This is a genomic window from Streptomyces sp. BK239 (genome assembly GCF_004217285.1).
In the GTDB taxonomy this organism is placed as follows: Bacteria; Actinomycetota; Actinomycetes; order Streptomycetales; family Streptomycetaceae; genus Streptomyces.
The window spans coordinates 137,889-159,160 of the sequence record NZ_SHKS01000003.1 but is presented as its reverse complement, the minus strand read 5'-3'; the positions used below and the strand labels follow the sequence as shown (position 1 = coordinate 159,160).

20 protein-coding genes and 1 tRNA gene are annotated in these 21,272 nt (G+C 71.2%); 11 read left to right on the top strand and 10 right to left on the bottom strand.

What is annotated here, in order from left to right:
* The first annotated feature begins 654 nt into the window (after positions 1 to 654).
* Together EV567_RS10625 and EV567_RS10620 are read left to right on the top strand one after the other, a co-directional pair.
* Positions 655 to 2,202 (top strand): serine protease, encoded by a 1,548-nt coding sequence (locus tag EV567_RS10625; protein ID WP_242620749.1) that lies wholly within the window; start codon positions 655 to 657, stop codon positions 2,200 to 2,202.
* Between the two features lie 235 nt (positions 2,203 to 2,437).
* Positions 2,438 to 4,198, top strand: coding sequence for a S8 family serine peptidase (locus EV567_RS10620; protein ID WP_130439507.1), 1,761 nt, complete (start codon positions 2,438 to 2,440; stop codon positions 4,196 to 4,198).
* 295 nt (positions 4,199 to 4,493) lie between these two features.
* Here EV567_RS10620 and EV567_RS10615 read toward each other — a convergent pair.
* Positions 4,494 to 4,567 (bottom strand) — tRNA-Pro (locus EV567_RS10615).
* Positions 4,568 to 4,713: 146 nt separating this feature from the next.
* Entirely contained in the window at positions 4,714 to 5,640 is a 927-nt protein-coding gene (locus EV567_RS10610; RefSeq protein WP_130438558.1) for a metallophosphoesterase, read from the bottom strand.
* Between the two features lie 142 nt (positions 5,641 to 5,782).
* Here EV567_RS10610 and EV567_RS10605 point away from each other — a divergent pair, with 142 nt between their 5' ends.
* The gene (locus EV567_RS10605; protein WP_130438556.1) at positions 5,783 to 6,247 is read left to right on the top strand and encodes a GatB/YqeY domain-containing protein; all 465 of its coding nucleotides are present in this window, start codon (positions 5,783 to 5,785) and stop codon (positions 6,245 to 6,247) included.
* A 191-nt stretch (positions 6,248 to 6,438) separates the two neighbouring features.
* Here EV567_RS10605 and EV567_RS10600 read toward each other — a convergent pair whose 3' ends face one another.
* Positions 6,439 to 8,739 (bottom strand): transglycosylase domain-containing protein, encoded by a 2,301-nt coding sequence (locus EV567_RS10600; protein WP_130438554.1) that lies wholly within the window; start codon positions 8,737 to 8,739, stop codon positions 6,439 to 6,441.
* A gap of 409 nt (positions 8,740 to 9,148) precedes the next feature.
* Between EV567_RS10600 and wblA the strand changes: the two genes are divergently transcribed.
* Positions 9,149 to 9,487, top strand: coding sequence for a transcriptional regulator WblA (wblA, locus tag EV567_RS10590; protein ID WP_207228732.1), 339 nt, complete (start codon positions 9,149 to 9,151; stop codon positions 9,485 to 9,487).
* 16 nt (positions 9,488 to 9,503) lie between these two features.
* Here the strand turns inward: wblA and EV567_RS10585 are convergent, their stop codons facing one another.
* Positions 9,504 to 10,916 carry an ArsA family ATPase gene (locus EV567_RS10585; protein ID WP_130438552.1) on the bottom strand — a complete coding sequence of 471 codons (1,413 nt, stop codon included), beginning with the start codon at positions 10,914 to 10,916 and terminating at the stop codon, positions 9,504 to 9,506.
* Entirely contained in the window at positions 10,913 to 11,890 is a 978-nt protein-coding gene (locus EV567_RS10580) for an ArsA-related P-loop ATPase (protein WP_130438550.1), read from the bottom strand. The genes EV567_RS10585 and EV567_RS10580 overlap by 4 nt, the downstream gene beginning before the upstream one ends.
* Before the next feature lie 173 nt (positions 11,891 to 12,063).
* On the opposite strand from EV567_RS10580, the gene EV567_RS10575 reads away from it, so the two are divergent.
* From EV567_RS10575 to EV567_RS10560, 4 genes are all read left to right on the top strand, one after another.
* A complete protein-coding gene (locus tag EV567_RS10575) occupies positions 12,064 to 12,222 on the top strand; it encodes a DUF4177 domain-containing protein (protein ID WP_003967454.1) in 159 nt (52 codons plus the stop codon).
* Positions 12,219 to 12,686, top strand: a complete 468-nt coding sequence (locus EV567_RS10570) for a RidA family protein (RefSeq protein ID WP_130438548.1) — start codon at positions 12,219 to 12,221, stop codon at positions 12,684 to 12,686. Before EV567_RS10575 ends, EV567_RS10570 begins: the two co-directional genes overlap by 4 nt.
* A gap of 84 nt (positions 12,687 to 12,770) precedes the next feature.
* Entirely contained in the window at positions 12,771 to 13,664 is an 894-nt protein-coding gene (locus EV567_RS10565; protein WP_130438546.1) for an NUDIX domain-containing protein, read from the top strand.
* Positions 13,661 to 14,491 carry an MBL fold metallo-hydrolase gene (locus EV567_RS10560; RefSeq protein WP_130438544.1) on the top strand — a complete coding sequence of 277 codons (831 nt, stop codon included), beginning with the start codon at positions 13,661 to 13,663 and terminating at the stop codon, positions 14,489 to 14,491. The genes EV567_RS10565 and EV567_RS10560 overlap by 4 nt, the downstream gene beginning before the upstream one ends.
* 18 nt (positions 14,492 to 14,509) lie before the next feature.
* On the opposite strand, the gene EV567_RS10555 is transcribed toward EV567_RS10560, so the two are convergent.
* Together EV567_RS10555 and EV567_RS10550 are read right to left on the bottom strand one after the other, a co-directional pair.
* On the bottom strand, positions 14,510 to 15,337 hold the full coding sequence (locus EV567_RS10555; RefSeq protein ID WP_130438542.1) for a nucleotidyltransferase domain-containing protein: 828 nt from the start codon (positions 15,335 to 15,337) through the stop codon (positions 14,510 to 14,512).
* A gap of 122 nt (positions 15,338 to 15,459) precedes the next feature.
* Positions 15,460 to 16,134, bottom strand: a complete 675-nt coding sequence (locus EV567_RS10550; protein ID WP_010031945.1) for a Crp/Fnr family transcriptional regulator — start codon at positions 16,132 to 16,134, stop codon at positions 15,460 to 15,462.
* Between the two features lie 275 nt (positions 16,135 to 16,409).
* Here EV567_RS10550 and nth point away from each other — a divergent pair, with 275 nt between their 5' ends.
* The 3 genes from nth (at position 16,410) to EV567_RS10535 (ending at position 19,398) form a co-directional block, all read left to right on the top strand.
* Complete coding sequence (nth, locus tag EV567_RS10545; protein ID WP_242620748.1) at positions 16,410 to 17,270, top strand: endonuclease III; 861 nt, start codon at positions 16,410 to 16,412, stop codon at positions 17,268 to 17,270.
* A 139-nt stretch (positions 17,271 to 17,409) separates the two neighbouring features.
* Positions 17,410 to 18,105 carry a CoA pyrophosphatase gene (locus EV567_RS10540; protein ID WP_130438538.1) on the top strand — a complete coding sequence of 232 codons (696 nt, stop codon included), beginning with the start codon at positions 17,410 to 17,412 and terminating at the stop codon, positions 18,103 to 18,105.
* Between the two features lie 93 nt (positions 18,106 to 18,198).
* A complete protein-coding gene (locus EV567_RS10535; protein WP_130438536.1) occupies positions 18,199 to 19,398 on the top strand; it encodes a MarP family serine protease in 1,200 nt (399 codons plus the stop codon).
* A 92-nt stretch (positions 19,399 to 19,490) separates the two neighbouring features.
* Here the strand turns inward: EV567_RS10535 and EV567_RS28090 are convergent, their stop codons facing one another.
* The 3 genes from EV567_RS28090 to EV567_RS10520 all read right to left on the bottom strand — a co-directional run bounded on the left by EV567_RS28090 (position 19,491) and on the right by EV567_RS10520 (position 21,233).
* Positions 19,491 to 19,670: a hypothetical protein gene (locus tag EV567_RS28090; protein ID WP_130438534.1), complete on the bottom strand. Its 180-nt coding sequence runs from the start codon at positions 19,668 to 19,670 to the stop codon at positions 19,491 to 19,493.
* A 127-nt stretch (positions 19,671 to 19,797) separates the two neighbouring features.
* A complete protein-coding gene (locus EV567_RS10525) occupies positions 19,798 to 20,748 on the bottom strand; it encodes an alpha/beta fold hydrolase (RefSeq protein ID WP_130438532.1) in 951 nt (316 codons plus the stop codon).
* Positions 20,745 to 21,233, bottom strand: a complete 489-nt coding sequence (locus EV567_RS10520; protein WP_130438530.1) for a phage holin family protein — start codon at positions 21,231 to 21,233, stop codon at positions 20,745 to 20,747. The genes EV567_RS10525 and EV567_RS10520 overlap by 4 nt, the downstream gene beginning before the upstream one ends.
* Positions 21,234 to 21,272: the final 39 nt, after the last annotated feature.

Here is a 21,272-nt window from a genome sequence, read left to right as displayed (position 1 = left end):
GTGGGGGGGGGGGGGGGGGGGGGGGGGGGGCGGGGGGGGGGGGGGGGGGGGGGGGGGCGGGGGGGGGGGGCGGCGGCGCCCGCCCCCCCCCCCCCCCCCCCCCCCCACGCCGTGCCCCTCCGGCTGCGGCCGCCGCCGGAGTCAGTCGCCTCACGCCCCGGAAAGGGCCCCTTGCTCTCCTTACGCAGACGCCGAAGAACCTCACGCCTCATGGCCCTCGCCGCCGGAACCGCCCTTGCCCTGGGAGCAGGGCAGAGCCTGGCCGGAGCCCAGCCTCAGGATGCCACGCCGGCACCCAGCCCCTCCCTCGCGACGGTGGCGTCCGGTGAACCCTCACCCGGAACCGAGCCGACTCTCTCCGCCGGTCCCGCGCCCTCCGGCGACGCGGAAAGGCCCTCGGCCTCCGCGTCGGCATCACCGAGCGCGAGCGGAACCTCGTCCTCCGCACCGGCTCCGACTGCGGCCCCGGGCGCGAGCGGGTCCCCCGGCACGGAAGCCGGGGAGGACGATTGGTCGGACGCGGACGCGCTCCGCTTCTGGACGCCCGCACGGATGGCCTCGGCCACCGACCCCGCCCCGCTCCCGCAGACGGCCGCTCCGAGCGCCGGCTCCGGGCCGCCGCGGGCCGCCGCAGCCGGTTCCGCGGCGGCCGACATGCCTACCGCGGAGCACGTCCTCGGGCTGAAGTCCGTAGGAACGATCTTCACCTACACGACGGAACCGGACACCGACCGGATGCACGCCCACAAGTGCTCCGCCAGCGTGGTGGAGAGCCCGGGCCGCAATCTGATCCTGACCGCCGCGCACTGCTCCGGCGGGAAGGCCGTCTTCGTCCCGATGTACGCCGCGGAACTCACGCTGGACAAGCAACCGTTCGGCTTCCACCGGATCTCCGACTGGTTCGTCGACAACCGGTACGTGCACAACAGCAAGAAACCTGTCTCCGACCTCGACTTCGCCTTCGGCCGGCTCGAGCCCTCGAAGGGCGGCAGGCAGGCGCAGGACGTCGTGGGCGCGAACAAGCTGGTGCGCACGCCGGGTTATCTGAACAAGGTGACCATGGTCGGCTACCCCTCCAGCCACAACCCCGAGGACCACGCGGTGCGCTGCCCGACGCGGACGGAGGCGCTGCCCGGCTTCTACCAGATCCAGGCCAAGTGCCGCGGGATGTGGGGCGGTGTCTCCGGCGGCCCCTGGTTCTCCCAGGTCGACTGGGCGAAGGGCACCGGTGAGATCATCGGGAACGTCGGCGGCTACAACGGCGGCGGCAACGACGAGCAAGCGGACTGGCTCACCTACAGCCCCATGCACGGCGACTGGTTCTTCCGCCTGTACGACGAGGCGAAGAACGATCAGCACGTCTCGCACGGCGCCTCCTACGACCAGCCGCGGCTGCCGTACTCCATGGGGAGTGGTGAAACCTGGTCCCACGCCAAGTTGCTGGCCTCGGGTGAGTACACCGGTGACGGCAAGGGCGACCTGATCGTGGTGTGGACCGACGGCGAGGTCACCCTCTACACGGGCGGCGGCGACGGCGGTTTCGTCGGCGAGCGCCGGCTGGCCGCGCCGGACGGTGTCTGGAAGGGCGTCAAAACCCTCACAGGCGGGGATTTCTCCGGTGGAAACGGCTCGGACCTGCTGGTGGTGTTCGAGTCCGGGGAGGTCAGAATACTTCCCGACGTCGGAACCAAGGGCCTGGGCGACGGGATCAGGCTGGCTGAAGCCGGTTCCATCTGGAGCCACGCCGACCAGGTCGTCGGGGGCGGCTTCGGGACCGCGAAGTACGTCACCGACCTGCTGGTGCGCTGGAGCGACGGCGAGGTGACCGACTACACCGCCGTCGGCGACAAGGGGTTCGGGACCGAACACCAGTTGCTGAAGCCGAACGAAGACTGGGAGAAAGCCACTTTGGTGACCGCGGGCGACTTCACCGGGGGCGCCAACTGGGACACCCTGGTGCGCTGGTCCGACGGCAGGGTCGTCCAGTACCAGGAGACCGGCCCCGGCGGCCTCGGCCAGGAGGTCAGGATGGCCGCGGCCGACAGCATCTGGTCCCACGACGCGGCGATGACGGCAGGCAGCTACGACACCAACGGCTGGCCGGACGACCTCGTCGTCCGCTGGTCCGACGGTGAGACGAGCATGTACCTGCACACGGGCGCGACGTTCGGCGAGGAACGCATGCTCGTCGCCCCGAAGTAGCCCCCTGGGAGACCTCTCGGTGGATCCCGATCCCCGATGCCCGGACTACGTCTGCTTTCAGCCATGCCTCTATGACGCTCCTGCGCGGAAAGGTACTTCCCCGCAAGAGCATGCACCTGACATCTTGCATCCACCACTCGTTTCGTACGGCCCGGCCGGTGCCCTCAGCACGGCCGGGCCGTCTCCGGAGGACGCATTGATACCCCACATATCCAGCCGCCCCAGACGCACGCTGGTGCTGGCGGCCACGCTCGGTGCCGCCCTCGCCTTCGGCGCCCCGGGAGCCCTCGCGGGCACGCTCCCCGTCGTCCCCTCCACCGCGCCGGCCGCCAAGGCCCACGCTCCTGCCGCCGTGCCGGCATCCCGGAGTGCGACCTGGGTGGCCGGGACGCGTGCCTACCTCGTGATCACCGCCCCCGGTGACAGTTCGGCGGTCCGCTCGGCGATCACGGCCAACGGCGGCACCGTCTTCTCGAACTTCGACGCCATCGGCGTGATCGTCGCCCACTCGGCGTCCAGCACCTTCGCCGGCACCATGCGCGGCGTCGCCGGCGTGCAACAGGTAGGCGCCACGCGTACCTCGGACGTCCCGGCCGACGCCTACAACCCGGCGCTCCCGGCCAATCCGGCCCAGTCCTCGACCCCGGCCGGAGAACCGGTCCGGGCCGACATGAGCCAGATCAAGGCCGACCAGGCCTGGGCCGTGAACCCGGGCTCCGCCTCCGTCACGGTCGGCATCCTGGACACCGGTGTGGACGACCAGCACCAGGACCTGGCGCCCAACTTCGACGCGGCCGACTCGGTCTCCTGCGCCTACGGCAAGCCCGACACCCGTACCGGCGCGTGGCGGGACGTCGACACGCACGGCACGCACGTGGCGGGCACCGTCGCCGCGGCCAAGAACGGCAAGGGCGTCGTCGGCGTGGCCCCCGGGGTGAAGATCGCCGCGGTCCGGGTCGCCGAGCCGGGCAACTCCTTCTTCTTCGCCGAGAACACCATCTGCGGCTTCGTCTGGGCCGGTGACCACGGCTTCAAGGTCACCAACAACAGCTATTACACGGACCCGTGGCAGTTCAACTGCCCGGACAACGTCGACCAGGCCGCCATCATCGAGGGCGTCAAGCGCGCCCAGGAGTACGCCGAGGGCAAGGGCTCCCTCCAGATCGCCGCCGCGGGCAACGAGAACTACGACCTCGCCCACAAGACGACCGACTCCGCGAGCCCGAACGACTCGACGCCGGTCACCCGCACCATCACCAACGCCTGCCTCGACATCCCGACCGAGCTGCCGGGCGTGGTCACGGTCGCGGCCAACGGCACGGGCGTCACCAAGGCCTCGTTCTCCAACTACGGTCAGGGCGTCATCGACGTCGCGGCGCCGGGCAGCAACGTGTACTCCACCGTCCCCGGCGGCGGCTACGGCAGCAAGAGCGGCACCTCGATGGCCACCCCGCACGTGGTCGGCGTCGCGGCACTCCTCGCCAGCGCCAACCCGGGCATCACCCCGGCGCAGATCCGCGCCAAGCTGGCCGGGCAGGCCAACGACATCGCCTGCTCCTCGGACAGCCGCTGCACGGGCACGACGGCCAGCAACTCGTTCTTCGGCGAAGGACAGGTGGACGCCCTCAAGGCCGTCGGGACCACCCCGCCGCCCGGCAAGTACTTCGAGAACCTCGCGGACTTCGCCGTCAACGACAACGCGACCGTGGAGAGCCCGATCGCCGTGACCGGTGTGACCGGCAACGCCCCGGCCACCCTCAAGGTGGGTGTGGACATCAAGCACACCTACATCGGTGACCTGAAGGTCGACCTGGTGGCACCGGACGGCACCGTCTACACACTGCACAACCGCGCCGGCGGCGGCGCCGACAACATCGCCCAGACCTACACCGTGAACGCCTCCTCGGAGGTCGCGAACGGCACCTGGAAGCTGCGCGTCAACGACAACGCCGCTTCCGACACAGGCAAGATCGACGCCTGGAACCTGACCTTCTAGCGCAGGGCCGGGCAACGCCCGCGTACAGCACGCACAGCGCCACGACAGCTCCCCGCCCGCGGCGAACAAGGCGGGCTGCGGTCTGTTCGCCCAGGGCTGCGAACTGCGGGGCGGGCAGAGGGCACACGGGCCCCGGCGGCGGTGCACACCGCGGACGGGGCCCGTGTGCCGAACGCCGTGAGCTGCTCCAGGGCCTGGCGTGCGAGGGGAAGCGGGCGCGCACCAGATAGTCACGCGGCAACGTCAGAGGGCCCTTACCGATCCGGTAAGGGCCCTCTGACCTGCTACTCAGCTGTCGGGGTGGCGGGATTTGAACCCACGACCTCTTCGTCCCGAACGAAGCGCGCTGCCAAGCTGCGCTACACCCCGATGTCACTGCTGTCGCGGTGACGTCGTTTACTTTAGCCCACTGGTGGCCGGAGACGAAATCCGGTTTTGCGGTGGTGCCGCAGGGGGCCGGGGACGTTGCCGGCGAGCCGGGGGCGGGGCGCTCTGCGTCCCGGTCGGGGCCTCCGCTACTCCTTTTCGATCAGCGTCAGCAGCGTCGCCTCCGGCGGGCAGGCGAAACGTACCGGCGTGTAGCGGCTCGTGCCGCAGCCGGCCGAGACGTGCAGGTACGACGTGCGGCCCTCCACCGTGTGCGTGGACAGCCCCTTCACGCGGTCGGTGTCCAGGTCGCAGTTGGTGACGAGGGCGCCGTAGAAGGGGATGCACAGCTGGCCGCCGTGGGTGTGGCCGGCGAGGATCAGCGGGTAGTCGTCCGCCGTGAACGCGTCCAGCGTCCGCAGGTACGGAGCGTGCACCACGCCCATCGAGAAGTCCACGCCGTTCGACGGGCCGCCGGCCACCCGCGCGTACCGGTCCCGCTTGATGTGCGGGTCGTCCAGTCCCGTCAGCTCCACCGACGCGCCCTCGGTCTTCAGCGTGCCGCGCGCGTTCGTCAGGTTCAGCCAGCCCGCGCCGTCGAAGGCGTCGCGCAGGTCCTCCCACGGGTTGTGCACGACGTCGACGGCGGGCGGGTTGCCGTTCAGGCCGTGACGGCCCTGGGCCTTCTCCAGCAGGTACCGGGCGGGGTTGCGCAGCTTCGGGCCGTAGTAGTCGTTGGAGCCGAAGACGTACGCGCCGGGGAACTCCATCAGCGGGCCCAGCGCGTCCAGGACCTCCGGGACGCCCTCGGGGTCGGACAGGTTGTCGCCCGTGTTGATCACGAAGTCGGGGCGCAGGCCGGCCAGCGAACGCAGCCAGCGCTGCTTCTTGCGCTGCCCGCTCACCATGTGGATGTCCGAGACCTGCAACACGCGCAGGGGGCGCATCCCGGCGGGCAGGACGGGGACCGTCACCCTCCGCAAGCGGAAGGAGCGGGCCTCGAAACCCGCCGCGTACACCAGACCGGCGGCGCCTGCCGCCGCGAGGGACAGTGGTACTCCGTATCGCGCGCGCATACGTCCATCGTGTCAGACGGAGGGCGTGGTTCCGACCTCGCGGCCTCCTGAGACGTCCCTCGGTCGCCCCCCAAGTGCCCCTGAGCCGCCGCCCCTTAAATGTACGGGCGCCGCGCCGTGCGCACCTGCGACAATCTCACCCATGACCACGCTCAAGTCGAAGCTGCAGGAAGACCTCAACGCCGCGATCAAGGAGCGCGACGAGCTCCGCTCCTCGACGCTCCGGCTGACGCTCGCCGCGATCACCAAGGAGGAGGTCGCGGGCAAGGAGAAGCGCGAGCTCTCCGACGACGAGGTGCAGAAAGTGATCACCCGCGAGGCGAAGAAGCGGCGGGAGGCCGCCGAGGCCTTCGCGCAGGGTGGTCGCGCCGAGTCGGCCGAGCGGGAGAAGGCGGAGGGCGAGGTCCTCGCCGAGTACCTGCCCAAGCAGCTCAGCGACGAGGAGCTGGACGGCATCGTCGCCCAGGCCGTCCAGGAGGCGAAGGCCGCCGGGGCCGAAGGGCCGCGGGCCATGGGCGCCGTCATGAAGATCGTGAACCCGAAGGTGGCCGGCCTGGCCGAGGGCGGTCGTGTCGCCGCCGCGGTCAAGAAGCTTCTCGCCGGCTGACGGCGTCTCTCTGAGTGGCGACGAGGGCCAGTCCCCTCTGCCCCGCCCCCCCAACGTCCCGCCGCCCCCGCCCGCCCCGCCCGAACCGACGGCCCCCGCCTCCCGTACGGGAAGCAGGGGCCGTTCGTCACGCGGGAGCAGGTCGGCGGCTCAGGAGCCGCCCGCCCGGTCGGCCGGGCGCGGCGGTGTCCTCACCGGCGTCCGCCGGAGCCGTTGCGTCCGTTGTTCCCGCCGTTGCCCTGTCCCTGGAACAGGTTGTCCGGGAGGGTGATGCCGCCGTTGGCACCGCCGTTCGACGCGCCGCCGTTGAAGAGGCCTCCGATGAAGCCCTCGTTGCCGTTACCGCCGTTGTTCCCCTTGTTCCCGTCATCGCCGCGGCCGTCGCCGTTCCCGTCGTCCTTCCGCTCGGGAGCGGGCTTCGGGAGGTCGACCATGTGGAACGGCGTGGCCTCCTTGCCCTCCAGCGCGCCGGTCATGGCGTCCCGCCAGATGGGGCCGGGGGTGTCTCCGCCGAAGACCTGGCCGTGGTAGCGGCCGCCGATGGTGATGCGGTTCATCTTGACCTTCTGGGTGGCGCTGCCGACCCAGACGGCGCCCGAGAGGTTCGGGGTGTAGCCGACGAACCAGGCGTTCTTGCGCTCGTCCGTCGTACCCGTCTTGCCGGCGTTGTCGCGGCCGGACAGACCGGCCTGACGGCCCGTGCCGGAGTCCGTCACACCGCTCAGCAGCGTGTTGATGCTGTCCGCGGTCTTCTCGCTCATCGCGCGCGAGCAGGTCGACTTCGGGACCTCGAGCGACTTCTTCTGGCCGCCCACGGTCTGGGTGATGGACTCGATGGCGATCGGCGTGCAGTACATGCCGCGCGCGGCGAAGGCGGCGTACGCGCTCGCCATCGTCAGCGGCGAGAGGCCGGTCGAACCGAGCGTCATCGACGACGGCACCTCGGGCACCTTGTCTCCGTTGCCCTGGACCACGCCGAGAGCGTTGGTCATCTTCACCACCGGGCACATGCCGATGTCGGCGAGCATCTGCACGAAGTAGGTGTTGACCGAGAGCTCCATCGCCTTCTTGAGCTCGTACGGGCCCACCTCGGACTCCGACTCGTTCTCCAGCTTGTACTTCGGCCTGCCGTCGTTGACCCACGGCCTGCCGCTGCACGTCTGGACCGTCTCCGGGTACGGCATCTCGAACGGCGCCGGGTAGGCCTGGTTGATGGGCCGGCCCTGCTCCAGCGCGGCCGCGGCCACGAACGGCTTGAACGTCGAACCCGTCGGGAAGCCGAAGTTCGAACCGCCCATCGCCTTGTTGACCGAGTAGTTGTACTCGGTCTCGTTCTTGCCGTAGCCGTACGGCTTCGACTGGCCCATGCCGAGGATCTTGCCGGTGCCCGGCTCGACCATGGTGGCGGCCGCGGCGACCTTGTCCGTCTTGTAGACGTGGTCCTTCAGCGACTCCTGGACGGACTTCTGGGTCTGCGGGTCGAGCGTCGTGCGGATGGTCAGGCCACCCTGGTTCCAGACCTTGGAGCGCTCCTCCTTCGTCTTGCCGAAGACCGGGTCGCTGAGGAAGACCCGCTCCACGTACTTGCAGAAGAAGCTGGCGCCCTGGACGGCCGTGATGCAGCCGTTCTTCGGCTTGGTGACCTTCAGACCCAGCGGGGCCTTCTGGGCCTTGGCCGCGTCGGCCGCCGAGACGTCGCCGACCTCGGCCATGCGCTGGAGCACGGTGTTGCGGCGCTTGGTGGCCTCGGCCTCGTCGTTGACCGGGTCGTAGCGGCTCGGCGACTGGACGATGCCGGCCAGCAGGGCCGCCTCCGGGAGGGTCAGGTCCTTGGCGCGCTTGGAGAAGTACCGCTGGGAGGCGGCCTCCACGCCGTAGGCCTGCTGCCCGAAGAACGTGATGTTCAGGTAGTTCTCGAGGATCTTCTTCTTGCCGAGCTCCTCCTCGACCTGGATCGCGTACTTCAGCTCGCGGATCTTGCGGCCGATGGTCTGCTGGATGGCCTGCGCGACCTTCGTCGGGTCGTCGCCGGCCTCCTCGACGAAGACGTTCTTCACGTACTGCTGGGTGAGCGTGGACGCGCCCTGGGCCACCTCGCCGCTGCGCGCGTTCTTGTTGAGCGCGCGCAGGACGCCCTTGAGGTCCACCGCGCCGTGCTCGTAGAAGCGGGAGTCCTCGATGGCGACGATCGCCTTCTGCATGTACGGCGAGATGTTCGCGAGGTCGACGACCGTGCGGTCACGGGAGTAGACCGTGGCGATCGGCTTGCCCTGGGCGTCGAGGATCGAGGTGCGCTGGCTCAGCGGCGGTGTCTTGAGGTTGGCCGGGAGCTCGTCGAAGGACTCCACGGTCCCCTTGGCGGCCAGGCCCAGCGCGCCGAACGCCGGCAGCGCGATGCCGGCCAGCACGGCTCCCGAGAGCACACTGACACCGAGGAACTTGGCGGCCTGCTGCGTCGCCGTCAGGCCACCACCCGAGCGCTTTTTTGGCATGGGGGCAGCCTACGTTCTCATTCGCCGGACACGCGTATAGGCGTTGGCCTAAGCTGCTCTCAACTGTCACAGCAGCAGGGCTACGTATCAATACGTCCGGCGACCCCGAATCGTTCCGGAAGTTCCCCGGTTTTTTTGACGGGGGCGTGTCCGAATTCGCCTTGTGTGTCACCAGGCATCCGTTGTGACTCGATAGAACTGTCCCGTTTGCTTCGGGATAGTCCTGTATGTCGCAGGCTCACTCCCCCGGGTGATCTGCCGCTTACCCATAGTCCGTTCGGGCCATTCAAGATTGGGCCCGAAGGGGGTGTTGCGCTGTGCCCGCCTTCCGTAACGTCCTCAACTGGCGGCGGTGAATATGCCGCTGCCGCCGTGGGGGAGCCTCGATTCGGGAGAGGACGGCGCCGGTATGGGCTGGGTTACCGACTGGAGTGCGCAGGCCGCCTGCCGCACTACCGATCCGGATGAACTGTTCGTTCAGGGAGCAGCGCAGAACAGGGCCAAGGCGGTGTGCACCGGATGCCCGGTGCGGACCGAGTGCCTGGCCGACGCGCTCGACAACCGCGTCGAGTTCGGCGTGTGGGGAGGCATGACGGAGCGCGAGCGCCGCGCACTGCTGCGCCGGCGGCCGACGGTGACCTCCTGGCGCCGGCTCCTGGAGACGGCGCGCTCGGAGTACGAGCGCGGAGCGGGCATCGTGCCGCTCGACGACGACCAGGTGTACGCGCACTACGCGGCCGTGAGCTGAGGGCGACGCCCCCCGCTCAGGCGTCGGGCAGCTCCGTGCGCCCGGCCGCGAGGCGGCCGCCGATGTCCCGCAGTCCCGCGAGGTCGTGGACGTCGCCGGGCAGCGCGGCCACTTCGGCCACCGCCACCTCGGGGTGGCGCGCGATGAAGCGGTCCCGCGTGCGCTGCTCGCGGGAGAGCAGATGCATACGGTCGGCGTGCAGTCTCAGCAGGCCCGCGGTGAGCTGATCGGCGCTCTGGTCCGTGCTGTGATCTGCGTCGGTCGTGTGGGTCCCGTCCGGCTGGGCGCCGGGTGTGGGGGATGCTGCGGAAGCTTCTGAACTGCCGTGCGTGTCGGGAGAGTTACGAAGTTCAGCTTTCCCGCCGTCCTGATCCACAATGCGGGGCTCCTCAAGATTTTCGGCGGCGGCGAGCGCCCGCTCGGCGGACAGCTGGGCGGCCCCGCTGCCATGGACCCGGTTGAGCACCAGACCGGCCAACGGCATCTTCTCGGCGGCCAGTCGCTCCACGAAGTACGCGGCCTCCCGCAGCGCGTCCCGCTCGGGCGCCGCCACCACGAGGAACGCCGTCCCGGGCGCCTGCAGCAGCTTGTACGTCGCGTCCGCGCGCGTGCGGAAGCCGCCGAACGTGGTGTCCATCGCGGCGACGAAGGTCTGGACGTCCTTGAGGAGCTGGCCGCCCAGCAGCTTGCCGAGCGTGCCGGTCATCATCGACATCCCGACGTTGAGGAACTTCATCCCCGCGCGTCCGCCCAGCTTCGCCGGCGCCGTCAGCAGCCGGATCAGCCGGCCGTCCAGGAACGATCCGAGCCGCTTGGGAGCGTCCAGGAAGTCCAGGGCCGAGCGGGACGGCGGGGTGTCGACGACGATCAGGTCCCACTCGTCCTTCGCCCGCAGCTGCCCCAGCTTCTCCATCGCCATGTACTCCTGCGTGCCCGCGAAGCCCGCCGAGAGCGACTGGTAGAAGGGGTTGCCCAGGATGGAGGCCGCCCGCTCCGGGTCGGCGTGCGCCTCGACGACCTCGTCGAAGGTGCGCTTCATGTCGAGCATCATCGCGTGCAGCTCGCCGTCCCCCTCGACGCCCTTGACGCGGCGCGGGGTGTTGTCGAGCGAGTCGATGCCCATGGACTGCGCGAGCCGGCGCGCCGGGTCGATGGTGAGGACGACCACCTTGCGGCCCCGCTCGGCCGCCCTGAGGCCCAGCGCCGCCGCCGTCGTCGTCTTGCCGACCCCGCCCGACCCGCAGCACACCACGATGCGGGTCTTCGGATCGTCGAGCAGGGGATCGACGTCCAGCACACGCGCGTACGCGAGCCGACGGCCGCCGCCCTCCGACACCCGCGCCGAACCGCCTTCCTGCGCCGGTGTCAGGGGCGAGCCCTCCTCCTGCGACGCGCCGCCCTCCTGCGCCTGCGCCTGGTCCGGACTCATGACATCCCCTGCTTCCGCAGTTCCGTGGCGAGTTCGTACAGGCCCGCGAGGTCCATCCCCTCGGCGAGCAGCGGCAGTTCGTGCAGCGGCAGACCCAGCTCGCCGAGGACGGCCCGCTGCTCCTGCTCCAGCGCGTACCGCTCGGCGTACTCCTCTGCCTGCTCCAGCAGCGGGTCCACCAGCCGCTCGGCATGGCCGCCGCGGCGCGCCCCGCCGAGCCCCGCGGCCGACAACGACCGTGCGACAGAGGAACGAGCCACCGTCCGTACGAGTTCCAGCCCGTGCGCGTCCAGCACCTGCGGGCGGACCATGTTGACGACCACGCGCCCCACCGGGAGCTTCGCTGCGCGCAGTTCGGCGATGCCGTCGGCGGTCTCCTGGACGGGCATCTCCTCCAGCAGCGTCACGAGATGCACCTCCGTCTCGGAGGACTTCAGCACCCGCATCACGGCCTGCGCCTGATTGTGTATGGGGCCGATCTTGGCGAGGCCGGCGACCTCGTCGTTGACGTTCAGGAAGCGGGTGATGCGGCCGGTCGGCGGGGCGTCCATCACGACGTGGTCGTAGACGAACCGGCCGCCGCGGTCCTTCCTGCGCACCGCCTCGCACGCCTTGCCGGTGAGGAGCACGTCCCTCAGGCCGGGCGCGACGGTGGTGGCGAAGTCGATCGCGCCGAGTTTCTTCAGCGCCCGCCCCGCGCTCCCGAGCTTGTAGAACATCTGGAGGTAGTCCAGAAGGGCCAGTTCGGGATCGATGGCGAGCGCGTACACCTCACCCCCGCCCGGCGCGACGGCGATCTTCCGTTCCTCATAGGGCAACGCCTCCGTCTCGAAGAGCTGGGCGATGCCCTGCCGACCCTCCACCTCGACGAGAAGCGTCCGCTTCCCCTCCGTGGCGAGGGCCAGCGCGAGGGCGGCGGCGACCGTCGTCTTTCCGGTCCCGCCCTTACCGCTGACGACCTGGAGCCTGCTCACGTCTTCGAGCGTAACCAGTCGGCGGCCGAGCCAACCGGGAGGCTGTGGACAACGGTGCTCCAATCGGCCACATGGCCCGGGACGCGACGCCCCGCCGGATGCGCCGCCGGGCCCCGCCGTGCACAGCGGGCACCTGCGGCGGACCGCGCCCCGACAGCGGATACAGTCGCCCCATGACCAAGTGGGAATACGCAACCGTGCCGCTGCTCGTCCACGCCACGAAGCAGATTCTGGACACCTGGGGCGAGGACGGCTGGGAGCTCGTCCAGGTCGTGCCCGGGCCGAACAACCCCGAGCAGCTCGTCGCCTACCTGAAGCGGGAGAAGGCGTGAGCGCGGTCGAGGCGAAGCTCGCCGAACTGGGTCTGACGCTGCCGGCGGTCGTGCCGCCCCTCGCGGCCTACCAGCCCGCCGTGCAGTCCGGGCCGTACGTGTACACGGCCGGCCAGCTGCCCATGGTGGACGGCAAGCTGCCGGTCACCGGCAAGGTCGGCGCGGAGGTCACCGCCGAGGAGGCCAAGGAGCTGGCCCGCGTCTGCGCCCTGAACGCCCTGGCCGCCGTCAAGTCGGTCGCGGGCGACCTGGACCGAGTCGCGCGCGTGGTGAAGGTCGTCGGCTTCGTCGCCTCGGCCTCGGACTTCACCGGCCAGCCCGGCGTCCTGAACGGCGCCAGCGAACTGCTCGGCGAGGTCCTCGGTGACAAGGGCGTGCACGCGCGCAGCGCGGTGGGCGTCGCGGTGCTGCCGCTGGACGCGCCGGTCGAGGTGGAGATCCAGGTGGAGCTCACCGCTTCGTGACCGTGGCGGCCGCGACCGCTGGGTCCGCGCGCTGACCTCGGGCACCTCTCGAACATTCGCTCCCCACGGGATAGCCTCGCGGCCATGGCGAGTGGGCGCGCGCGTGGGCAGGCGAACGGTCAGTGGTTTCCCCCGGAGTGGCCGGAACGCATCCGTGCGCTCGCGGACGGCGCCCTCACGCCCGTCGCCCCCAGGCGCGCGGCCACGGTCATGCTCCTGAAGGACACCGACCGCGGCCCCTACGTGCACATGCTGCGCAGACGCGCCTCCATGGCCTTCGCCGGAGGCGCGTACGCGTATCCGGGCGGCGGCGTCGACCCACGGGACGACGACCGGCATGTGCGCTGGGCGGGCCCCACGCGCGCGTGGTGGGCCGAGCGGCTCGGCGTCGACGTCACGAGCGCCCAGGCGATCGTCTGCGCGGCCGTGCGCGAGACGTACGAGGAGGCGGGCGTCCTGCTCGCCGGACCGGCCCCCGACTGCGTCGTCGGCGACACCACCGGCGACGACTGGGAAGCCGACCGGGCGGCCCTCGTGGCCCGTGAGACGTCCTTCGCGGAGTTCCTCGACCGGCGGGGCCTGGTCCTGCGCTCCGACCTCCTGGGCGCCTGGACGCGCTGGATCACGCCGGAGTTCGAGGCACGCCGCTACGACACCTGGTTCTTCGTCGCGGCGCTCCCCGAGGGCCAGCGCACCCGCAACGCCTCCACGGAGGCCGACCGCACGGTGTGGATCCGCCCCGAGGACGCGGCGGCCTCCTACGACCGGGGCGAGCTGCTGATGATGCCGCCCACCATCGCGACCCTGCGCCAGCTGACCGGGTGCGCCACGGCCGCCGAGGCGCTCGCCGCGGCTCCCGGCCGCGACATGACCCCCGTGCTGGCGCGGGCCCGGCTGGAGGACGGGGCGGTCGTGCTGTCCTGGCCCGGCCACGACGAGTTCACCAAGCACATCCCCACAGGTGGAGCCACCGCATGACGGACGCAGCAGCCCTTCCCGGCCAGCCCCGGGGCGGTGTCCTGAGCGGATCCGCCACCGCGCGCGCGGTCAACGTCCTCGCGCCCAACCCCTCCGCGATGACCCTGGACGGCACCAACACCTGGATCGTCTCCGAGCCGGACTCTGACCTGGCCGTCGTCATCGACCCGGGCCCGCTGGACGACGGCCATCTGCGCAGGGTCGTCGACACCGCCGCGGAGGCCGGCAAGCGCGTCGCCCTCACCCTGCTCACGCACGGCCACCCCGACCACGCCGAGGGCGCCGCCCGCTTCGCCGGGCTGACCGGCACCAAGGTGCGCGCCCTGGACCCCGCGCTGCGGCTCGGCGACGAGGGCCTGGCCGCCGGCGACGTGATCACCGTCGGCGGACTGGAGCTGCGGGTCGTCCCGACGCCCGGGCACACCGCCGACTCGCTGTGCTTCCACCTCCCGGCCGACCGGGCGGTCCTCACCGGGGACACGATCCTCGGCCGCGGCACGACCGTCGTGGCGCATCCCGACGGGCGTCTGGGCGACTATCTGGACTCCCTGCGCCGTCTGCGGTCCCTCACCGTCGACGACGGCGTCCACACCGTCCTCCCGGGCCACGGGCCCGTCCTGGAGGACGCCCAGGGCGCCGTCGAGTTCTACCTCGCCCACCGCGCGCATCGCCTCGCCCAGGTCGAGACGGCCGTGGAGGACGGCCACCGCGCCGCCGCCGACGTCGTCGCGCACGTGTACGCCGACGTGGACCGCTCCCTGTGGCCGGCGGCGGAGCTGTCGGTGCGGGCGCAGCTGGAGTACCTGACGGAGCACGGGCTGATCTAGGGCGAGGCGGGTTGCGTCCTAGGCCCCGTCCTGTGGCCTCGGGGCCTTCACGCCGTGCACGCGCGTGTACTCCGTCGCGAGCCAGGGCCCGAGGTCGCCGGTGTAGTGGCTCAGGACGTCCCGGTCGCCCGTCGGGTCGTAGCCGAGGACGGCCGCCGCCCTCAGCTGCTCCGCGCGCGTGGGGTAGTACGCGGCGAACGCCTCGGCCATCTCGTGCAGATCGCTGGTCCAGCCGTCCCAGCGGGGCATGACCAGGGTGAACGCGGTGCGCACCAGATGCCGGGACATGAAGCGCACGAGCGGGCGCCGGGCCTCGTCGGAGTCGGCCGCCCCGGCGATCCGCGCGCGCCAGCGGGGGAGCAGCAGCGCCAGGTCGCCGTTGGTCTCCCGGGCGAGGAGGGAGTCGGGACGGTAGCGGGGCATGCGTGCCCCGAGGTCCTCCCCGAGCAGCGGAGTGCACAGGCAGGCCACGAACCAGCCCATGTCGTGCCGCTCCAGTTCGCTGAGCAGCCGTGCCCGGCCGTGGAGGAGCGTGCCGACGCCGTCGATCTGCGGGAACTCGGCGTCGAGCGCGTCGCCCAGCGCGCCGGCCGCGGCCCGGTCGGCGTCGTCCGGCTCCTCGTGCAGGGCGACCAGCAGGTCGAGGTCGCTGCGCCCCACGCGCGCGGTGCCGCGCGGGATCGACCCGTAGAGGTACGCGCTGTGCAGCCGCGCCCCGAAGACGCCCGGCAGGCGGTCGCGCGCCGCGGCCACGACGGGACGGAACGCGTCCGGCACGCGCGCGAGGGACCCTTCGCGCGCGATGTACCCCTGTGGGTCGAGACCTCGGTGAACCGTTGCCGTCATGGGGTCACTGTGCCCGCGCGCCGACCGGACGGGCGCGGCATTTTCGGATGCCGCGACCTTCGCTGGGCGTCACGGGCGAGGACGCGGCATCTGTGTACGCCGCGGGCCTTACCCGGCGGCGGTCACCGGGAGCGCTTGGCGAGCCGCTCCACGTCCAGCAGGATGACCGCCCGTGCTTCAAGGCGCAGCCAGCCGCGCTGCGCGAAGTCCGCCAGCGCCTTGTTGACGGTCTCGCGGGACGCGCCGACCAGCTGGGCCAGCTCCTCCTGCGTGAGGTCGTGGACGACGTGGATGCCCTCCTCCGACTGCACGCCGAAGCGGCGGGAGAGGTCCAGCAGGGCCCGGGCCACACGGCCGGGGACGTCCGAGAAGACCAGGTCGGACATGGCGTCGTTGGTCTTGCGCAGGCGCCGGGCGACGGCGCGCAGGAGCGCGGTGGCCACCTCGGGGCGGGCGTTCAGCCAGGGCTGGAGGTCGCCGTGTCCCAGACCGAGCAGCTTGACCTCGGTGAGCGCGGTGGCGGTCGCTGTACGCGGCCCCGGGTCGAACAGCGACAGTTCGCCGATCAGCTCGCCGGGACCGACCACCGCGAGCATGTTCTCGCGGCCGTCCGGAGACGTGCGGTGGAGCTTGACCTTGCCCTCGGTGACGACGTAGAGCCGGTCGCCTGGGTCTCCCTCGTGGAACAGGGAGTCGCCACGGGCGAGCGTCACCTCGCTCATGGAGGCGCGGAGCTCCGCGGCCTGCTCGTCGTCGAGAGCCGCGAAGAGCGGGTTACGCCGGAGGACGTCGTCCACGAGTTCTCCCTTTGTCGACCTGCTCAGGGGACCTTGATCCCCCGTGTGCCAGGGGACCGTGTTCCCCAGTTTGCCGGACGGTCCAAACAGTGTGATCTGTCACAAGGATGCCGCACACATGTGCTGGGGTAAGCGGCAGGGGTCCAATTGGGGGCCGATCTTCAGGGTCCGGGGCGGATGTCGGTGGCGGGCTTTAGGCTGGCCGGGTGTCCAAATCGCCGGTGAGAGCACAGGCCAAGGGAGCTGGACGGGTGGTTGTACGTCGCGATTCCGCCATGGGCGAACAAGCCTCCGGCGGAGGTGAGAAGGCCGCGAAGGCGACGAAGAAGGTGCCTGTGAAGAAGTCCGCCGCCGGCAGAAAACCAGAGTCCCGGACCGCTCTCGTCCGCCGGGCCCGCCGCATCAACCGCGAACTGGCCGAGGTCTACCCCTACGCCCATCCCGAACTGGACTTCCAGAACCCCTTCCAGCTGCTGGTCGCCACGGTCCTGTCCGCCCAGACCACCGACCTGCGCGTGAACCAGACGACGCCCGGCCTGTTCGCGAAGTACCCGACCCCCGAGGACCTGGCCGCGGCCGATCCCGAGGCGGTCGAGGAGATCCTCCGTCCGTGCGGCTTCTTCCGCGCCAAGACCAGGTCGGTCATAGGGCTCTCGAAGGCCTTGGTGGAGGAGTTCGACGGGGAGGTTCCGGGCCGCCTGGAGGACCTCGTCAAACTGCCAGGCGTCGGCCGAAAGACCGCCTTCGTGGTGCTCGGCAACGCGTTCGGCCGCCCCGGGATCACCGTGGACACGCACTTCCAGCGGCTGGTGCGGCGCTGGCGGTGGACCGAGGAGAGCGAGCCGGACAAGATCGAGGCCGCCGTCGGCGCGCTCTTCCCCAAGAGCGACTGGACGATGCTCTCGCACCGCGTGATCTTCCACGGCCGCCGGATCTGCCATGCCCGGAAGCCCGCCTGCGGCGCCTGCCCCATCGCCCCGCTGTGCCCGGCGTACGGCGAGGGCGAGACGGACCCGGAGAAGGCCAGGAAGCTGCTGAAGTACGAGAAGGGCGGCTTCCCCGGCCAGCGCCTCAACCCGCCGCAGTCCTACCTGGACGCGGGCGGCAAGCCGGCTCCGCCGCTGGGGGCCGGGTGACGGCGGGGCCGAAGGGAGCTTCCCCCAAGGCGCTGGGAGCGGCCCCCGAAGTCACCCGGCGGGCCAGGTCCGCCCGCCTCCTGGAACGATTCACGGCCGCTCGGGCGTTGGACTCGGCAGAACGGGGGGTGGTGCGGCGATGGCACACGTGAGCGACACACAGGGCGGCAGCGTGACGCTCAGCAAGGCCGGGCTGCCCGCCTGGCTGGACCCGGTCGTGCACGCGGCGGAGACGGTCCAGCCGCTCCAGCTGAGCCGCTTCCTGCCCCCGGAGGACGGGGCGGGACGACAGTCGGCGGTCCTGATCCTCTTCGGGGAGGGGGAGCGCGGGCCCGAGCTGCTGCTCATGGAGCGCGCCACCTCCCTGCGCTCCCACGCGGGGCAGCCCTCGTTCCCGGGCGGCGCCCTGGATCCGGAGGACGGCGACCCGCACGGCGACGGACCGCTCAGAGCCGCACTGCGCGAGGCCGAGGAGGAGACCGGACTCGACCCGTCGGGCGTCCAGCTCTTCGGCGTGCTGCCCAAGCTGTACATCCCGGTCAGCGGCTTCGTCGTCACGCCCGTCCTCGGCTGGTGGCGCGAACCCAGCCCGGTCGGCGTGGTCGACCCCAACGAGACCGCCCGCGTCTTCACGGTCCCCGTGGCCGATCTCACGGACCCCGCGCACCGCGCCACCACCCACCACCCCAGCGGCCACAGGGGCCCCGCGTTCCTCGTCGAATCGGCCCTGGTGTGGGGCTTCACCGCCGGCCTCATCGACCGCCTCCTGCACTACGCGGGCTGGGAGCGGCCCTGGGACCGCGACAAGCTGGTCCCGCTCGACTGGCGGTCGTGACAGGGTGTCCCGTGCTGTGTCCACCCGAGGAGCCGGCCCCCGGAGCCCGGCCGGCCCGCCGCGGCCGGGAAGAAAGAGGCGAGGCCTGAAACGGTGAACGTGCTCGACATCCTGCTGCTGATCGCGGCCGTCTGGTTCGCGGTCGTCGGCTACCGCCAAGGCTTCGTCGTCGGCATCCTCTCGGTGATCGGCTTCCTGGGCGGCGGCCTCGTCGCCGTCTACCTGCTGCCCGTGATCTGGGACGCCCTGACCGAGAACTCCGAGGTGAGCACCGCGGCCGCCGTCGTCGCGGTCATCGTGGTGATCGTCTGCGCCTCCGTCGGCCAGGCCGTGACCACGCACCTCGGCAGCAAGCTGCGCCGGTACATCACGTGGTCCCCGGCCCGCGCGCTGGACGCGACCGGCGGCGCGCTCGTCAACGTCGTCGCCATGCTCCTCGTGGCGTGGCTGATCGGCTCCGCCCTGGCCGGGACGACCCTGCCCACACTGGGCAAGGAGGTCCGCAGCTCCACGGTGCTGCAAGGGGTCTCCGAGGCGCTGCCCGACCAGGCCGACACCTGGTTCGCGGACTTCTCCTCGGTCCTCGCGCAGAACGGCTTCCCGCAGGTCTTCAGCCCGTTCGCCAACGAGCCGATCACCGACGTCCGGCCGCCCGACCCGGCCCTCGCGGGCAGCGCCGTGGCCACACGCGCCCAGCGCTCCATCGTCAAGGTGATGGGCACCGCGGAGAGTTGCGGCAAGGTGCTGGAGGGCACCGGCTTCGTCTTCGGCGAGCGCCGGGTGATGACCAACGCGCACGTGGTGGGCGGCGTGGACGAGCCCACCGTCCAGATAGGCGGTGTGGGCCGCAAGTACGACGCGAAGATCGTGCTGTACGACTGGAAGCGCGACATCGCCGTCCTCGACGTGCCCGACCTCGACGCGCCCGTTCTGAGGTTCGCCGCGGAGGACGCGGCGACCGGTGACGGGGCGATCGTCGCCGGGTTCCCCGAGAACGGCGCGTACGACGTGCGTGCCGCGCGCGTACGCGGGCGCATCACGCCCAGCGGCCCGGACATCTACCACCGAGGCACGGTCCGCCGCGAGGTGTACTCGCTGTACGCGACGGTCCGCCAGGGCAACTCCGGCGGCCCGCTGCTCACTCCGCAGGGCGAGGTGTACGGCGTGGTCTTCGCGAAGTCCCTCGACGACGCCCGCACCGGTTACGCGCTCACCGCGCACGAGATCCGGCAGGACATCGCCCGGGGGCGCACCGCCAGCCAGGAAGTGGACAGCGACAACTGCGCGCTGTGACGCGGAGGTGACGGCGCGGCCTGGGGCGCCCGGTGTCCAGGACCTGGGGGAAGCGCCTTAGCGGCCGAAGAATGCCGGGGGTGCGCGTCTCGTCAGCCGCGAGGATGACGCAGACGTACAGAGACCCAGCGGGCCCGACGGCGCAGGATGCGCGGAATGCCCACCCGGAGATCGCTGCCCTCTTGCGGGGCGGCACCTCGCCGGTGGGAGCTCAGGCCGGAGGCCGAGCGGCGGGTGCGTGCTGCGTCACTGTAGTCGTGCGTCCAGCCCATACCGGGACCTCTGCCCCTGCCCCAAGGTCGATAACCGCCTGAGGGACCGCCAATTGGCCTATGCGCGCGGCAATTGGCCGTTCGCAGTACAGCTGTTCCGTACCGGATACCGGGCGCGATCGCCTCATCACCGATCTGGTTCCGGGTCTTTCAGCCAATTGACCAGTTCTGTGGAGAATCCGACCGGATCCTCTTCGTGCGGGAAGTGTCCCAGTCCGTCGAACAGCCGCCAGCGGTACGGAGCTTCGACGTACTCCCCGGAGCCGGCCGCACTGCGCGTACGCATCACCGGATCGAGGGAGCCGTGCAGATGCAGGGTCGGCACCCGTACCGGCCGCTTCATCCGCCGGTAGAACTGGAGGCCGTCGGGTCTGGCCATCGACCGCACCAGCCACCGGTACGGCTCGACCGAGCAGTGGGCGGTGGACGGGATGCACATCGCGCGCCGGTACGTCTCCAGCGCCTCGTCCTCCGCCGGCCGCGGCCCCGACCACTCCCGGATCAGCCGGCCCACCAGCTCCCCGTCGTGGGCCGTGAGCTGCCGCTCCGGGATCCAGGGCCGCTGGAACCCCCAGATGTGCGAGCTCGCGGCGGACTGCCGCACGTCGGCGAGCATCGCCGAGCGCCAGCGACGGGGATGCGGCATGGAGGCCACGGCGAGCCGCCTGACCAGCTTGGGGCGCATCACGGCCGCCGTCCAGGCCAGATAGCCGCCCAGGTCGTGGCCGACCAGCGCGGCGTCCGGCTCACCGAGGGAGCGGATCACACCGGTGATGTCGAGGGCGAGGTTGGCCGGGTCGTAGCCGCGGGGCGTGCGGTCGCTGCCGCCGACGCCCCGCAGGTCCATCGCGACGGCCCGGAAGCCCGCGTCGGCCAGCGCGGTCAGCTGGTGCCGCCACGTCCACCAGAACTGGGGGAAGCCGTGCACCAGCATGACCAGCGGCCCGTCGCCCAGTTCCGCGATGTGGAAGCGGGCGCCGTTGGCGGCGACCTCGCGATGGGTCACCGCCCGGCCGAGCACGGTGTCCGGTCGTACGACCGAGGAAGGCTGCGCCGAAGGAGTGGCGGGGTCCGTCATGACGACGAGCGTGCCACAGCCTCGATGGCCTCCGGCGCACGGCCGTGCGCCACCTCCGGCCGCGGGTGCGGCTTGGCCTTCTGCAGCACGACCGCCGTCTCCTTCACCGACGCGGCGACCTTCTGCGGGCCCTTGCTCTTCTTGGCCTTCTTCGCGAAGGCCACGCCGATCAGCGCGAGCACCGCGGCGACCAGCACGTTCGCCGCGAAGGACAGCAGGAAGCAGACCGCGAGGTTCCAGTCGCTCCACGTGCGGATGGCGTAGGCCAGCGCGAAGTTCAGCATCGGCAGCGAGAACAGCAGGACCGCACCGGCCAGCGAGAACGCGCCGCCGCTCGTCGCGCCGCGCTTGACGTCCTGCTTGAGCTGCGCCTTCGCCAGCGCGATCTCGTCGTGCACCAGCGCGGACATCTCGGTCGTCGCCGAGGCGAACAACTGGCCGATGCTGCGTTCGGCGCCGACCGGGCTGCCGTCGGGTGCGCTCATCGCGGTCTCCCTCGTGTTGTACGGTTCCGTCGTCCTGAG

Bases quoted from the DNA above. Each gene is read 5' to 3' on its own strand.
- EV567_RS10625 (WP_242620749.1), top strand. From the start codon at position 655: ATGCCTACCGCGGAGCACGTCCTCGGGCTGAAGTCCGTAGGAACGATC.
- EV567_RS10610 (WP_130438558.1), bottom strand. From the start codon at position 5,640: ATGCGCGCGCGATACGGAGTACCACTGTCCCTCGCGGCGGCAGGCGCC.
- EV567_RS10605 (WP_130438556.1), top strand. From the start codon at position 5,783: ATGACCACGCTCAAGTCGAAGCTGCAGGAAGACCTCAACGCCGCGATC.
- EV567_RS10600 (WP_130438554.1), bottom strand. From the start codon at position 8,739: ATGCCAAAAAAGCGCTCGGGTGGTGGCCTGACGGCGACGCAGCAGGCC.
- wblA (WP_207228732.1), top strand. From the start codon at position 9,149: ATGGGCTGGGTTACCGACTGGAGTGCGCAGGCCGCCTGCCGCACTACC.
- EV567_RS10585 (WP_130438552.1), bottom strand. From the start codon at position 10,916: ATGAGTCCGGACCAGGCGCAGGCGCAGGAGGGCGGCGCGTCGCAGGAG.
- EV567_RS10575 (WP_003967454.1), top strand. From the start codon at position 12,064: ATGACCAAGTGGGAATACGCAACCGTGCCGCTGCTCGTCCACGCCACG.
- EV567_RS10565 (WP_130438546.1), top strand. From the start codon at position 12,771: ATGGCGAGTGGGCGCGCGCGTGGGCAGGCGAACGGTCAGTGGTTTCCC.
- EV567_RS10560 (WP_130438544.1), top strand. From the start codon at position 13,661: ATGACGGACGCAGCAGCCCTTCCCGGCCAGCCCCGGGGCGGTGTCCTG.
- EV567_RS10555 (WP_130438542.1), bottom strand. From the start codon at position 15,337: ATGACGGCAACGGTTCACCGAGGTCTCGACCCACAGGGGTACATCGCG.
- nth (WP_242620748.1), top strand. From the start codon at position 16,410: ATGGGCGAACAAGCCTCCGGCGGAGGTGAGAAGGCCGCGAAGGCGACG.
- EV567_RS10540 (WP_130438538.1), top strand. From the start codon at position 17,410: ATGGCACACGTGAGCGACACACAGGGCGGCAGCGTGACGCTCAGCAAG.
- EV567_RS28090 (WP_130438534.1), bottom strand. From the start codon at position 19,670: ATGGGCTGGACGCACGACTACAGTGACGCAGCACGCACCCGCCGCTCG.
- EV567_RS10525 (WP_130438532.1), bottom strand. From the start codon at position 20,748: ATGACGGACCCCGCCACTCCTTCGGCGCAGCCTTCCTCGGTCGTACGA.
- EV567_RS10520 (WP_130438530.1), bottom strand. From the start codon at position 21,233: ATGAGCGCACCCGACGGCAGCCCGGTCGGCGCCGAACGCAGCATCGGC.